This window comes from Hymenobacter sp. 5516J-16, from assembly GCF_022919335.1.
In the GTDB taxonomy this organism is placed as follows: domain Bacteria; phylum Bacteroidota; class Bacteroidia; order Cytophagales; family Hymenobacteraceae; genus Hymenobacter; species Hymenobacter sublimis.
This window is the reverse complement of the sequence record NZ_CP095058.1, coordinates 4007775-4022453: the sequence shown is the minus strand read 5'-3', so window position 1 is coordinate 4022453 and position 14679 is coordinate 4007775. Positions and strand designations below refer to the sequence as shown.

Here is a 14679-nt window from a genome sequence, read left to right as displayed (position 1 = left end):
TTTCTGCCATTTGCCTTTTCCTAGCCCATGCCCCGCATCTTAATTATTGACGACGAAAAAGCCATTCGGCACACGCTGAAGGAGATTCTTGAGTACGAAAGCTACCAGGTAGACCAGGCCGAAGATGGCCCCACGGGCCTGGATATGCTCATCCGCGACAAGTACGACGTGGTGCTCTGCGACATCAAAATGCCCAAGATGGATGGCATTGAGGTGCTGGAGCGGGCCCGCATTGTGGCCCCCAACGCGGCCTTTATCATGGTGTCGGCTCACGGCAACGTAGAAATGGCCGTGGATGCTACCAAGAAAGGCGCCTTCGACTTCCTGCAGAAGCCGCCAGACCTGAACCGCCTGCTGGTAACCGTGCGCAACGCCCTGGACCGCACCAAGCTCACGGCCGAAACCACCAAGCTGGCTACTGAGAACAAAACGCTCAAGAAAAAGCTAGCCAAGAATTCCGAAATGATTGGCGACTCGGCCGCCCTGACGGCCGTGCGCAAAGCCATTGAGAAGGTAGCCCCTACCGATGCGCGCGTGCTCATTACCGGCCCGAACGGCGCTGGCAAGGAAATGGTGGCCCGCCAGCTGCACGAGCTCAGTAACCGCAGTAGTGGCCCGCTGATTGAGGTAAACTGCGCCGCTATTCCTTCGGAGCTAATTGAATCAGAGCTGTTTGGCCACGAAAAGGGCTCGTTTACTTCGGCCGTCAAGCAGCGCATCGGCAAGTTTGAGCAGGCTGATGGGGGCACCCTGTTCTTGGACGAAATCGGCGACATGAGCCTGTCGGCCCAGGCCAAGGTGCTCCGGGCCCTGCAGGAAAGCAAGATTACCCGCGTGGGGGCGAAAAGGAAATCAGCGTGAACGTGCGCGTACTGGCCGCTACCAACAAGGACCTGCTCCAGGAAATTGCCGACCGCAACTTCCGCGAAGACCTCTACCACCGCCTCTCCGTCATCCTGATTCAGGTGCCCGCCCTCAACGACCGGCGCGACGACATTCCGGCCCTCATCGAGAAGTTCCTGAAAGACATTGCCGCCGACTACGGCACCAAGCCCAAGCGCATTGAGGATTCGGCCCTGGCCTACCTGCAAAGCCTAGATTGGCGGGGCAACATCCGGGAGCTGCGCAACGTGGTAGAGCGCCTCGTCATCATGAGCGACGACATCATTTCGGAAGCCGACGCCCGCGCGTTTGCAGGGAAGTGACTTCCTGTCATTGCGAGGACGCAGGACGAAGCAATCCGTCCTCTCATTTGTGACCAGCCTTATAATGTGACAAGCCCTTGACGTCCGCGCTGGTGTCAAGGGCTTGTCACATTTTAGGGTTAAGTACGTTGGCCAGGACGGATTGCTTCGTTCTGCGTCCTCGCAATGACACTGCCAATCATCCCTTATACCATCTGGTTGCAGCCGCGGATATCAGAATTATCCAGGCGACCCAGCACTTCAAAGGAGCCATCGGGGTGCAGGCGGGCCAGGTCTTTGGTTTCGATGAAGGCGCACGAGTCTACGTTGGCCAAATCGATGACGTTGATGGCGCCCGCGGCCCGGGTAGCCGAGACGGAAAACGGGTCGCTGGGGTCGCGCAGGAGTACGCGCAGCTGGGGTGGGGCGTGAAAGCGGCCGTCGCCGAAGCTGTAGGCCTGGCCCAACAGCTCCGTCATCCCGTACTCGGAGTGAATGCCGACGGGCCCGAAGGCCTGCTGTAACTCGGTGTGTAGCTCCTCCCGAATCATTTCACGGCGGCGGCCCTTCATACCGCCGGTTTCCAGCACCGTCAGGCCGTGCAGGGCCGGGTCGCCGGCATAGGCGGCGGCCAAATCTAGCAGGGCGTAGCTGACCCCAATCAGCAACACGCGGCGGCTAGAATCCTGCTTGGCTTGGCGCAAAGCCGCGAGTAGGGCGGTGTGGTCGTGGAGAAAGAAGGCGGCTTGGGTCTGGCCCGAGACCTGGGCAAAGTAATCGACCATAGCCACCAACGACGACTGGCCCTGCTCCAGATATGAGGGCAGCAGCGCCAGCACCGTCCAGCCGCTGAGCGGGCCGTAATAGTGCTCAAAAATGCGTGCCGCGTGCCGGCGGTACAGCTGCGGGTCACGGACGTAGTGGTGGCTGCGCTGCTGCTGGGTAGTGCCGCTGCTCAGAAATACTTCTTGGGGCTCCCACTCGGTGGCATCAGTGCGGACTTCATGGGTTTTGAAGAACTCTATTGGCAGGAAGGGAATGTCCTCGACCCGGGTGATGGCCGCCGGCTCGCGGCTTAGGGCGCTTAGGTAGTCGCGGTAAGGCAAGCAATGCCGAGCTTGGTACTGAAACAGGCGTAGGGCAGCGGCCTCGGCGGTGGCCGTTGTCAGGTGCGGTAGGTGGTGAAGGTGCTCTTCGCGGAAACTCATTCGGGAGACTCAGGGTTAGCGAAACGGTAGAACAATGTGGGCGCTACTTCGTTCGTTCAGATGTTGTACCTTCCGGCCGGCGGGCTGCTTCCTCCGGCGCATTATAGCTGTTTTTATGACCCTACTTCGTACTCTGAGCTATGCTGCTCTGCTGGCCTTTACCGGGCTAGCAACGGCTTCCTGCGTTAGTGAACCCGACTACTCCGAAACGCCGGAAATTGCCTTCAAAAAAATTGTGGTCAACCGCATTATTAGGCCCACGGGTGCCTTCGATACGGTGGCCGTAACAGTTTCCTTCAAGGATGGGGACGGGGACCTGGGCCTGAACAACGACGAAATCAGCTTCCCTTACAGCCAGATAGACCAGAACGGGCAGCCGAACAAGTATTACAACAACTACTTCTTCACGCCCCAGGTCCGCAACAGCGACAACACCTACACTGATTTGCCCCTTGGCAATTTCAACTACAACAGCCGCTACCCCCGGCTGGAGCCGGAAAGCCAGGGTTCCCGGAAGGCGCCGTTGAAAGGCGAATTGACGTTTGGGCAAAACTTCTTCCAAGGCTCCTTTGCCCCTGGCGCCGTAGTTCGCTTTAAAGTGCAGATTGTGGACCGTGCCCTGCACGAGAGCAATGAAATCGTGACCGATCCGATTACCATTCGCTAAACCCAACACTCCGCTACGAAACAGTCGGCCCCAGCTCTGGTTACCCAGGGCCGGGCCGACTGTTTGTGGGCTACCTAGTAGATGGCCGGAAAGCGCTTGGGTTCAGCCTCTTGCATCATTTCGTACACGGCATCAAATACGTCCTCCACGTTGGGCTTGCTGAAGTAGTCACCATCGGAGCCGTAGGGCGGGCGGTGGGCCTGTGCTGCTAGGCAGCGCGGCTGGGAGTCGAGGAAGCGGTAGGCCTGCTGCTCGTCCAGCACCTGCTGCATCATGTAGGCAGTAGCGCCCCGGGCACGTCCTCGTCGGCGAACAGCACGCGGTTAGTACGCTGCAAGCTGTCAGCAATGACGTGGTCTACATCGAAGGGTAGCAGGGTCTGCACGTCGATTACCTCTACGTTAATCCCCACTTCCTCCAGCTGCTTGGCGGCATCCAGCACAATGCGGCACATGGAACCGTAGGTTACGATGGTAAGGTCGTTGCCTTTCTTGAGCGTCTCAGGCTGACCCAGGGGTAGGGTAAACTCGCCCACGTTGCTGGGAATCCGCTCCTTGAGGCGGTAGCCGTTGAGGCACTCAATGACGATGGCCGGCTCATCACTACGCAGCAGCGTGTTGTAGAAGCCGGCGGCCTGGGTCATGTTGCGCGGCACGCACAGGTGCATGCCCCGGATGGAGCCCAGAATCATCTGAATGGGCGAACCGGAGTGCCAGATGCCTTCCAGCCGGTGCCCGCGGGTGCGCACAATCAGCGGGGACTTTTGCCCGCCCTTGGTGCGGTACTGCAGCGGGGCCACGTCATCACTCAGAATTTGGATGGCGTAGAGCAGGTAGTCGAGGTACTGGATTTCCGTGATGGGGCGCAGGCCGCGCATGGCGGCGCCAATGCCCTGCCCCACGATGGTGCACTCCCGGATACCGGTATCGGTTACGCGCAGTTCGCCGAATTTTTCCTGCAGACCGGCAAAGGCCTGGTTTACGTCACCGATGCGGCCTACGTCCTCACCAATGGCGAAGATGCGGGGGTCGCGCTGGAAGTTGGCTTCAAAGCAGGCCTGCAGCACCTCGCGGGCATCCACCTGGGGGCGTTGGCGGCAAACTCAGCCTTCACTTCCTCAATGTTGCCAATGGCCTCTTCGCTCTGGCTGAAGAGGTAGGAGTTGTAGCGGTCGGCGTTTTCGGCCAGGGCTTGCTCCAGCCAGTGTTGTAGGTCGCGGCGGGCGGCGCTACGCTGGCCGCGCACCTGGCGCAGGGCCCGGCGCACGGTGCGCACCAGGTCGGCGCGGATGGGTGCGGAGTTGTGCTCCAGGGGTTCTACCAGTTCGTGCAGGCTGTTTTCGGCGCCGGTTTCAGCCACCAGCTTGTTGAGCAACTGCACTACCTCGTCGCGCTCCTGCTTAATGGGGTTGAAGAACTCGCTCCAGGCAGTTGTACGGGCAATTTTTACGGTTTCTTTGGCCTCATTCTCAATCTGGTCGAGCTCAACTTCCGAAGCGTGACCTTCTTGCAGCAACCATTCGCGCATTTTACGCAGGCAGTCGTGCTCCTCCTCCCAGGAGAGGCGGTCTTTGCTCTTGTAGCGCTCATGCGAGCCGCTGGTGCTGTGGCCCTGGGGCTGGGTAACTTCCTGCACGTGTACCAGCACGGGTACGTGCTGGGCGCGGCACACTGCGGCGGCGCGCTGGTAGGTATCAATCAGGCCGGCGTAATCCCAGCCTTTCACCCGGAAAATCTCGAAGCCGTCCTGGCCCTCGCCTTCCCGCTGAAAGCCCTTCAGAATTTCGCTGATGTTCTGCTTGGTCGTCTGGTACTCGGCGGGCACGGAAATGCCGTAGTGGTCATCCCACACACTTACGAGCATCGGAATCTGCAGTACGCCGGCGGCGTTAATGGCCTCGAAGAACATACCCTCCGAGGTGCTGGCGTTACCAATGGTGCCAAACGCTACCTCGTTGCCATTCACCGAAAACTGGCTAAACTGGTGCAACTCGGGGTTCTGGCGGTAGAGCTTGGAGGCGTAAGCCAAGCCTACTAGGCGAGGCATCTGGCCGCCGGTGGGCGAAATATCAGCCGAGGAATTCTTGCTCTGGGCCAGGTTTTTAAAGTTGCCATCCTCGTCGAGGTGGCGGGTGCCGAAGTGCCCGTTCATGGCGCGGCCCGCCGTGGAGGGCTCCGCCTCCACATCGGCGTGGGCGTACAGCTGAGCAAAGTATTGCTGCAGAGTCAGCTCCCCGATGGCCAGCATGAAGGTCTGGTCGCGGTAGTAGCCCGCGCGCCAGTCGCCGGCCCGGAAAGCACGGGCCATGGCCAGCTGAGGCACTTCCTTGCCGTCGCCGAAAATGCCAAACTTGGCTTTGCCCATAAATACTTCCTTGCGACCGGCCAAGGAGGCCTGCCGGCTTTCCCAGCCCAGGCGGTAATCATGGAGGAGGTCTTCTTTGCTGAGGGAGGCGACGCTGGTTTGCACGTCGGCGGCGGTTTCGGCAGTGGACATAGAATGGGAGGCGGGTGGATTAGGAGCCGGAGGTGAGAAGGGGTGGGAGCCTGCCGCCCGGAAAGCAGGCCCCCAAAAGTACGGATTTACGTTTGATGCGGTGCCAGGCGTTTTTGTGGTTATCTTTGGAGTAGGGTGAGAGGGTAGGAAGATGAGAGGCCCGGAGGTAAAAAAGTGTCGGAAGTTGCAGGCGACGCGTCAGAACCCTTTCTGACCGGGGCCTTGTTCTCGACACTGGCCTTTACACGCTGCCCCTTACTTCAACTCCTACCCTCCTACCCCCGCACCCTCTTACTCTTTAATTATGAAACACGTATTCTCCCTCCTGCTGGCCCTGCTCGTGGCCGCTGCCGCCCAGGCCCAGGGCGTGCTCAAATTCGAGCAAGAGCTGCATGATTTCGGCTCCGTACCCGAGGGTACCATGGCTACCCACGAGTTCAAGTTCAAGAACGTTGGCAACCAGCCCGTTATCATTGCCAACGTGCAGGCTAGCTGCGGCTGCACTACCCCCGACTGGACCAAGACCCCCGTGCTGCCCGGCAAAACCGGCATCGTGAAGGCCGTGTACAGCAGCGCCGGCCGGCCTGGCATCTTCAACAAAACCGTCACGGTAACCAGCAACGCCGCCAGCCCCAGCACGGTGCTCACCATCAAGGGCAACGTACTGAACAAGGAGCAAGTGAAGTCCACGCTGACCCCGGCCCAATTGGCCCAGTCGCCGCGGCTGGTGCTGGACCGCACCACCCACGATTTCGGTAAGATGGAAGCCGGGCAAGCCCCCGTGGCGCGCTTCACCGTGAAAAATACCGGCAAGCAAGACTTGGTGCTCGGCGCCATTACTTCGCAGTGCTACTGCGTAGGCTACCGCAACGTGCCTTCTCCCATCAAGCCTGGCCAAAGCGCCGTGGTGGAACTGGTGTATAGCCAACGGAAGCTGGGTGCCCAGGCCGAGCCCGTCGTCATTACCAGCAACGACCTGAACGGGGATGCCAAGCTGACGCTGAAGGCAACTGTAGTACAGGACCTGAACGCCGGCAGCATGGTCAAGGAAAGCGGCGCCTCGGTTCCGTTCAAGTAGGCATATCGATGTAGTTGCCCTAGTAGCAGCGCCCGTCATCCTGAACGCCGCGAAGGGCCTTGTCACGTTGGAACAGTAATCGTATCAACGATTTGTTCAGGCGGGGCAAGGTCCTTCGCGGCGTTCAGGATGACGGGCGTTTGGGGTGGTTGAAAAGGCTGCGGCGCACTTGTGCTGACTTTGGCGGGCCGATGCTGAGGTGCATTCTTTTTACTGTTCGCCCTCGTCCGCTCCTCACCAAATTCCGCCTTATCTTTGTCCCGCCTTTCCCGGGCAATCCTCAATCCACCCACCTTCACCCTCTGCTTCGAGTCATGATTATCGGCGTACCGAAAGAAATTAAGAACAACGAGAACCGCGTGGGCCTAACGCCCGCTGGCGTAGCTGAATTCCGTAAGCACGGCCACGAGGTGTTTGTGCAAGCAACCGCTGGCAACGGCAGCGGCTTCTCCGACGCCGAGTATCAGCAGGCGGGTGCCACCATTCTGCCCACCATTGCTGACGTGTACGGCAAGGCCGAAATGATTGTGAAGGTAAAGGAGCCGATTGCCTCGGAATATCCGCTTATCAAGGAGAACCAACTGCTGTTCACCTACTTCCACTTTGCCTCCGGCGAGGAGCTGACCCACGCCATGATTGAGCGCAAGGCGGTGTGCCTGGCCTACGAAACTGTGGAGCTGCCCTCGCGCGCCCTGCCCCTGCTCATCCCGATGAGCGAGGTAGCCGGTCGTATGGCCCCGCAGGAAGGCGCTAAGTACCTGGAGAAGCCCCTGAAAGGCCGGGGCATTCTGCTGGGCGGCGTACCCGGCGTGAAGCCTGCCGAAGTACTGGTGCTGGGCGCCGGCATTGTAGGCACCCAGGCGGCTAAAATTGCCGCTGGTCTGGGCGCCCAGGTCACCATCATGGACATCAGCCTGAACCGCCTGCGTGAGCTGGACGACTTCATGCCCAAGAATGTGGTGACCCAGTACTCCAACGAGTACAACATCCGCGAAGCCATCAAAACTGCTGACCTCATCATTGGGGCCGTGCTGATTCCGGGCGCCAAAGCTCCCCACCTCATCACCCGCGAGATGCTCAAGACCATGAAGCCCGGCACTGTGCTCGTGGACGTGGCCGTGGACCAGGGCGGCTGCATTGAAACCTGCGAGCCGACCACCCACGAAAACCCCACCTTCATCATCGACGACATTGTGCACTACTGCGTGGCCAACATGCCCGGTGCCGTGCCGTACACTTCTACCCTGGCCCTAACCAACGCTACCCTGCCCTACGCCGTGAAGCTGGCGAACCTGGGCTGGCAGGAGGCTTGCCGCCGCGACGAGGCTCTGCGCCTCGGCCTAAACGTGGTGCACGGCAAAGTGGTGTACAAAGGTGTAGCCGATGCCTGGGGCCTTCCCCTGGAGTCGGTGGAGTCGGTAATGGAAGGAGCGGTTGCTTAAGCACCCCGTCACTACCCAATAAGCAGAAAGGAAAGCCTTTCCGGCCGGATGGTCGGAAAGGCTTTTTCTGTAGCGCGAAGCTCCAGCCTCGCGCCGTGTTGTACGTAACGCGTTGAACCGGTACCCGTTGCCGTTCTTCAGCACTGCGCGAAGCTGGAGCTTCGCCTTACTTCTTATGAGAGGAATTTTGTACACCGGCGGCGAGCTGACGGACCTCGTAAGCTTTGCCCGCCTTCCCTCCTACTTGCAAACCTTTCTGCGAGAGCAGAACGGGGTAGTGGCGTACTTCGGGGGGCTGCACATTCGGGGCTGCGTAACCGGACCGCCATGGCACGCGCTGGCCGAAGCCTGGCAGGGTGAAACCGCTTTCTGGCGCACCTACGACGAGGTTACGGAAACTGATATTCCCTTTGCCCAGGACTCGGTGGGCAACCAGTTCCTGCTGCGCGGCGACGCGGTACTGTTCCTGGACACCGAAACTGGGGAGCTGGCTGATCTGGAGGTGGATTTCAAGCACTTTTTGTTCGGGGCCGAGAAGTTTCCGCTCGACGCCCTCGGGATGGAGCAGCTCCGGGCGTTCCAGCAGGGTGGCGGCGTGCTGAAACCAGGCGAGTTGCTGAGCCTGCATCCGCCCGTGTGCATTGCTACCTCCGGCAACAGCAAGCCAACTTCGAAGGCCGTACCGGTTGCCGCCCGCCTTACTTGGCTAGCCGACTTCTACCGCCAAATCAAGGATTTGCCGGATGGGCAGCAAGTTCGCCTGAAGCCGCTGTAAGAAAGCGGCAGATCTGTTTTTGGTCGCCCGCCGTAGGAGGGTTCGTTTGCCTCTCGCCGGGTAGTCGCCTAGCGCCTCATTGTATGCCTTCATTTTTTTTGCAGTTGCTGCTGCGGCGGTTTGCCCTGCTGCTATTCATCTACATGCTGCTGCGGCTTGGCTTTTACTGGGCCAACCATGCCGTATTTCAGGAAGCCAACACGGCGCAGGTACTGCAGGCTTTCTGGCACGGCATCCGGTTTGATATGGCCGCTCTGCTGCTGCTAAACCTGCCGTTTGTGCTGCTTTCCTTGGTACCACGGGCGGGTGCTGGCTGGCAGGGATTAGTGCGAGGCGTGTACCTCACCCTGAACGCCACGGGCATTGCCTTGAACCTGATTGACACCCAATACTTCAAATTCATTGGGCGACGCACCAGCAACGAACTGCTCACGATTACCGGCGACATCCAGCGCCAGGCCGGGCAGCTGGCGGGCCATTACTGGTTTCTGCTGATTCCGTTTGTATTGCTGTTTGGCCTGCTGTGGTACGCCTACCCCTTGCCGAGTACCGAAGCCGTTGCGGCCCGGCCACTGCAAGGCCGGCGCCGGTGGCTGCAACTGGGTTTGGAGTTGCTACTAGTGGCGGGGCTAACGGTGCTTGGCATTCGCGGCGGCCTGCAGCTCAAACCCTTACGAACGGGGCACGCCTTCGTGCAAACGCCCCCATTGCTGGGCCACGTTACGCTTAACAGCACGTTTACCTTTCTGAAAAGTTTGGGCTACCAGCCGCCCGAGCGGCGGAGTTACTTTAGCTCCGCGCCCGCACTCCGGCAGGCGTTGGCAGCGCACGAGCCCACCACGCGTCCCGGTGCTACCCGCCCCCCGATAACGTGGTTATTTTGCTGGTAGAAAGCTTCGCCTCGGAGTATAACGGCATTGAAAACGGCGGGCAGGGCTACACGCCTTTTTTCGATTCGTTGGCGACTCAGGGTCTGTTCTTTCGAAACCACTACGCCAATGGCCGGCGCTCCATTGAGGCCCTACCGGCGGTGCTGGCGGGCCTACCGGCCCTAATGGAAAGTCCCTTTATCACGTCCAACTTCCAAACGGATGAGCTGCACGGCTTGGGCGAAATTCTGGGCCGACAGGGCTACGCTACTTCCGTTTTTCACGGGGCGCAGAACGGCACCATGGGCTTTAACACCTTTGCCGGCATCACCGGTATCCAGCAGTACTACGGGTTGCAGGAGTACCCCGGCGGAGCCCAAAGCCCCGACTACGATGGGCACTGGGGCATCTTCGATGAGCCATATCTGCAATACTTTGCCCGGCAGCTTGGCCAGCAGCGGCAACCGTTTTTCTCGACGGTGTTTACCCTGACTTCCCACGAGCCGTTTCCGGTGCCGCCCCAGTACAAAACCCGGTTTGCGCCCGGCCAGCTGCCTATTCACGCCTCTATTCGCTACACTGATTTCGCCCTGCGTGAGTTTTTCCGCACGGCCGCCCGGCAGCCGTGGTACCGCAATACCCTGTTTATCCTGCTGGCCGACCATACCTCCCAAACCCTGCGCCCCGACTATCAGAACACGCTAGGTAGCTACAAAACGCCGCTGCTGCTGTTTCATCCCGGCCGCAAGCTCCCGGCCGCCAACCCCAGCGCATCACCCAGCAGGCCGATTTGCCCGCTACCGTGCTCGACTACCTCAACGTGCCAGTTCAGGGGCGCTTGCTACCCTTCGGCTACTCGGTGTTTGACTCTACAACTACTGGCCGGGCCCTGTTCCTGAGCGGCGGCAGCTACTTCCTCGTCCACTCCGATTTCGTGACGGAGCTGACCGTAGATAATAAAGTGCGGCTCTACCCCTATCAAACCCACCAGCTCCCTACTACCCCCCTAGCCGCTCCCAACCCGCAAAAGCTGCTACAGTACGGCAACGAGCTGAAAGCCTGCGTGCAGTTTTTCTTGAACGGCCTGGCGGACAACACTTTATATAGGCAAACTAGTGAGATGGTGAAATAGTGAGTTCGATGTTCTGATTGCGCATATCGCGCGGTTCAGGCCGCCAGAACGTCAAACTCACCATCTCACTATCTCATCAGTTCACCATAAGCCGGCACCTCCGCCAGCCGCTCGTTGGTGCGTTCGGCGAAATTCACGCGCCAGCAGAAGTGGCTGAGGCCATTGGTGAGTAGCAGCAGCGGGGCCCCAATGGTTTGATTGTAAGTCGCGGACTGCAGGGCCACGGCGGCCGTAATCGGTACCGAGGGAGCTTTGCACTCGACCAGCAGCAGGGGCTGGCCGGTGGCATCTAGGGCCACTAGGTCGGTGCGCTTCTGGCGCTGGTTGTAGCGGTGGCCGCGTTCCAGGCTCAGCAGGCCTTTGGGGTAGCCGCGGTGGTTCACCAGGTAGTGAACCACGTGTTGGCGCACCCATTCCTCGGGCGTAAGCACCACGTTGCGCCGGCGCAGAACGTCCCAGATTAGCAAATTTTCGCTGGATTGTGTAACTTTGTACGCGAAAGGCGGCAGGTTCAACTCTTGCATCACCTCCAAAGGTACGGCCCTGGGTAGTCAACTCCCGCTTTTCGCCCCGTACCGTCGCACCCGCTCCGCTGGGTTCCGACGGTTTTTTTGTACCTATTATTTCCGGCTGCGCGTAGCTGGTCACGGTCCTTCGCCGCGGCCGATACCGACGCAGCCTTTCCGTAAGCAACCCATAACCACCAATACCTTATGAAGACTAAAGCCGACATCGTCGAGAACTGGCTGCCCCGCTACACGGGCGTACCCCTGAATGACTTTGGTCAGTACATCCTGCTGACCAACTTTATCAACTACGTACACATGTTTGCCGAGCAGTTCGGGGTAGAGGTACGCGGCTTGGACAAACCCATGCAAACGGCCACGGCCAACGGCATTACCATCATCAACTTCGGCATGGGCTCCCCCATGGCCGCCACCGTGATGGACCTAATTTCGGCCGTAAAACCTAAAGCAGCCCTGTTCCTGGGCAAATGCGGAGGCCTGAAAAACAAAACCAAGCTCGGCGACCTGATCTTGCCCATCGCGGCCATCCGCGGCGAGGGTACCTCCGATGACTACCTGCCCGCCGAAATTCCGGCCCTGCCCTCCTTCCGCCTGCAGCGCGCCGTGTCGTCCATGATCAAGAAGCACGAGAAGGACTATTGGACCGGTACCGTGTACACTACCAACCGCCGCGTGTGGGAGCACGACGAGAACTTTAAAGAGTACCTGCGCCAGATCCGGGCCATGGCCGTGGATATGGAAACGGCTACCATCTTCACCGTGGGCTTCGTAAACGAAATTCCCCACGGCGCCCTGCTGCTGGTATCGGACAACCCGATGACGCCCGAAGGCGTGAAAACTTCGGAAAGCGACAAGAAAGTAACCGCCGATTTCGTGACCTCTCACCTGCAAATCGGTATTGAGTCGCTGCTAGAGCTGAAGAACTCCGGCGAATCAGTAAAGCACATGCGCTTCGAATAAGCAATTCGCTACCCTTTTAAAAGCCCCACTACCTGCGCAGGTAGTGGGGCTTTTCTATTCCGGACACACCCAGATTATATGGAACGTTCTGCCAAGCGCAAGCGAAGCACCTTGCCTGCTGACTCTGTTAAAATGAGCGGTCATGCTGAGCTTGTCGAAGCATCTCTCCCACTTCGTTGCTACTCTAGTTAATTAGAAGCTATTAACAATTGTCTTAAAGGCCGTCATGCAGAGCGTAGCGAAGCATCTCGCTCGCATCGTTGGGCTACTACCACAACCTCAGCACGCGAGATGCTTCGCTGCGCTCTGCATGACCAGCTGATGCAATTCATAAGTTCGAAGTCCAACTGTTCATGCGACCTAGCCAGCAGTAGAGACATTTCTACTCCGCTCAGCACGACCGTATTTTTGCTATTGAAGGATCAACACCAATCTAATGTCAACTAAGGCTGAGTGGACAGTAATTGGAAAGACTGTGACTGTGATGCAGGGGCGCAGCCGAAGGCTCGGCAGTACGGTCCGTAGGCGAGAAGACGCATGCTTTGGTTTTCCTCTATGGGGTAGTTCGTAAATCTGCTGAGCTCCCGCTCAACATCCGATTTTCTGCCTCAACTTGCAGCCTGCGGCACACAACCGCCGACTCTGCCTCACCCCACGACCAACTCAACCGTTCATGATCCAACGTTTCCGCCCGTTACTGGCGCTGCCTCTGCTGCTGGGAGGCTTCAGCGCCTGCCAGACTACCTCCCGCCAGGCCGCTGACTTGCTGGTGTACAATGCCACCGTTTACACCGTTGATTCGGCCTTCAGTAAGGCGCAAGCGTTTGCCGTGAAAGATGGCAAGTTTGTAGCCGTAGGTACGGCCGAGGAGTTGCGCGGAAAGTTTCAAGCCAAGCAGGAAGTGGACGCCAACGGCCAGTTTATCTACCCTGGTTTCTACGACGCGCACTGCCATTTCTACCGCTACGCCCTGGGCCTGCGCGACGCGGACCTGGTGGGTACTGGCTCCTGGCGGGAGGTAGTGCAGAAGCTCCAGCAGCAGCGCCAACAGTACCCGCAGGCGGCCTGGCTTACGGGTCGGGGCTGGGACCAAAACGACTGGCCCGGCAAGCAATTCCCGACCAAAGACACTCTGGATGCGCTGTTTCCGAACACGCCCGTGTTCATTGTGCGGGTAGATGGGCACGCGGCCCTCGTCAACCAGAAGGCCCTGGAGCTGGCCGGCATCACGGCCCGCACGCCCATCAGCGGGGGCACCATCACGAAGAATGCCGCCGGGCAGCTTACCGGCCTGCTAGTAGACAACGCCGTGGACTTGGTTACGGCCAAAATTCCGGAGCCTACCCCCACCGAAGCCAACGCCGCCCTGCTGGAAGCCCAGCAGCGCTGCGTGGCCGTGGGTCTGACCAGCCTCGCCGACGCCGGCCTCGACAAAGCCAACATCGACCAAATGGCCGCTTTGCAGCAGCAGGGTAAGCTCAAGCTGCGCCTCTACACCATGCTCAACCCCACGGCGGCCAATAAAGAGTTCTACTTCAAAAACGGCCCCGTGTATCAGGACCGGCTTACGGTAAACTCCTTCAAGGTGTACGCCGATGGCGCGCTGGGCTCCCGCGGGGCCTGCCTGGTAGAGCCTTACCACGATAAGCCCCAGGAAACCGGCTTCCTACTGTCCACCGAAAAGGAGTACCGGCAGCTGGCCAAGGACATTGCGGCCAGCAAGTTCCAGATGAACACCCACGCCATCGGCGACTCGGCCAACCGCATTATTCTGAACATCTACGGCGAGGCACTTAAGGGCCAAAAAGACCGGCGCTGGCGCATCGAGCACGCCCAGGTTATCACCCCAGCCGACATGCCCAAGTTTGGACAGTTTGGCATTGTGCCCTCGGTGCAGCCCACCCACGCCACCTCCGATATGTACTGGGCTGGGGAGCGGCTAGGGGCCGAGCGCCTGAAAACGGCCTACACCTATGAGCAGCTGCGCAAACAGTACGGGCAGGTAGCCTTGGGCTCTGACTTTCCAGTGGAAGATATTAACCCGCTGTTCGGCTTCCACTCGGCCGTAGCGCGCCAAGACGCCAAGAACTACCCCGCTACTGGCTTCCAGATGGAAAACGCCCTAAGCCGCCCCGATGCCCTGCGCGGCATGACCACCTGGGCCGCCCACGCCGCCTTCGAGGACAAACAAAAAGGCAGCATCCGCCCCGGCATGGCCGCCGACTTTGTCATCCTCGACACCGACCTGTTGCAAGCACCCAAGGAAAAGCTCCGCGGCGCCAAAGTGCAGCAAACCTGGATTGCCGGCGAGCGGGTATTCGGAGGGAAGTAATCTAAGGCA

The 14679-nt window shown here is 59.5% G+C and carries 11 protein-coding genes and 2 pseudogenes; 10 read left to right on the top strand and 3 right to left on the bottom strand.

Translation table 11 applies throughout. The features are described 5' to 3' along the window. Positions 1–27 precede the first annotated feature (27 nt). Positions 28–1205 (top strand): annotated as a pseudogene (locus MUN84_RS19935) (sigma-54-dependent transcriptional regulator). 185 nt (positions 1206–1390) lie between these two features. Here the strand turns inward: MUN84_RS19935 and MUN84_RS19930 are convergent. Then, a complete protein-coding gene (locus tag MUN84_RS19930; RefSeq protein WP_244695689.1) occupies positions 1391–2392 on the bottom strand; it encodes an acyl transferase in 1002 nt (333 codons plus the stop codon). Between the two features lie 115 nt (positions 2393–2507). Here MUN84_RS19930 and MUN84_RS19925 point away from each other — a divergent pair, with 115 nt between their 5' ends. Then, positions 2508–3059, top strand: a complete 552-nt coding sequence (locus MUN84_RS19925) for a hypothetical protein (RefSeq protein WP_244695688.1) — start codon at positions 2508–2510, stop codon at positions 3057–3059. Positions 3060–3133: 74 nt separating this feature from the next. Here the strand turns inward: MUN84_RS19925 and MUN84_RS19920 are convergent. Next, positions 3134–5555 (bottom strand): annotated as a pseudogene (locus tag MUN84_RS19920) (thiamine pyrophosphate-dependent enzyme). Positions 5556–5859: 304 nt separating this feature from the next. Here MUN84_RS19920 and MUN84_RS19915 point away from each other — a divergent pair. From MUN84_RS19915 to MUN84_RS19890, 6 genes are all read left to right on the top strand, one after another. Next, a complete protein-coding gene (locus MUN84_RS19915) occupies positions 5860–6633 on the top strand; it encodes a DUF1573 domain-containing protein (RefSeq protein WP_244695687.1) in 774 nt (257 codons plus the stop codon). 314 nt (positions 6634–6947) lie between these two features. Continuing rightward, positions 6948–8075: an alanine dehydrogenase gene (ald, locus tag MUN84_RS19910; RefSeq protein WP_244695686.1), complete on the top strand. Its 1128-nt coding sequence runs from the start codon at positions 6948–6950 to the stop codon at positions 8073–8075. 175 nt (positions 8076–8250) lie between these two features. Continuing rightward, complete coding sequence (locus MUN84_RS19905; protein WP_244695685.1) at positions 8251–8850, top strand: SMI1/KNR4 family protein; 600 nt, start codon at positions 8251–8253, stop codon at positions 8848–8850. A gap of 83 nt (positions 8851–8933) precedes the next feature. Then, on the top strand, positions 8934–9740 hold the full coding sequence (locus tag MUN84_RS19900) for a hypothetical protein (RefSeq protein ID WP_244695684.1): 807 nt from the start codon (positions 8934–8936) through the stop codon (positions 9738–9740). Next, positions 9722–10618 carry an LTA synthase family protein gene (locus tag MUN84_RS19895; protein WP_244695683.1) on the top strand — a complete coding sequence of 299 codons (897 nt, stop codon included), beginning with the start codon at positions 9722–9724 and terminating at the stop codon, positions 10616–10618. The genes MUN84_RS19900 and MUN84_RS19895 overlap by 19 nt, the downstream gene beginning before the upstream one ends. Further along, the gene (locus tag MUN84_RS19890; protein ID WP_244695682.1) at positions 10579–10851 is read left to right on the top strand and encodes a hypothetical protein; all 273 of its coding nucleotides are present in this window, start codon (positions 10579–10581) and stop codon (positions 10849–10851) included. Before MUN84_RS19895 ends, MUN84_RS19890 begins: the two co-directional genes overlap by 40 nt. A gap of 68 nt (positions 10852–10919) precedes the next feature. Here MUN84_RS19890 and MUN84_RS19885 read toward each other — a convergent pair whose 3' ends face one another. After that, entirely contained in the window at positions 10920–11318 is a 399-nt protein-coding gene (locus MUN84_RS19885; protein WP_317239020.1) for a type I restriction enzyme HsdR N-terminal domain-containing protein, read from the bottom strand. Between the two features lie 246 nt (positions 11319–11564). On the opposite strand from MUN84_RS19885, the gene MUN84_RS19880 reads away from it, so the two are divergent. Next, positions 11565–12338, top strand: a complete 774-nt coding sequence (locus MUN84_RS19880; RefSeq protein ID WP_188557383.1) for an AMP nucleosidase — start codon at positions 11565–11567, stop codon at positions 12336–12338. Between the two features lie 673 nt (positions 12339–13011). Beyond that, positions 13012–14670 carry an amidohydrolase gene (locus tag MUN84_RS19875; RefSeq protein ID WP_244695681.1) on the top strand — a complete coding sequence of 553 codons (1659 nt, stop codon included), beginning with the start codon at positions 13012–13014 and terminating at the stop codon, positions 14668–14670. The last annotated feature ends 9 nt before the right edge of the window (positions 14671–14679 follow it).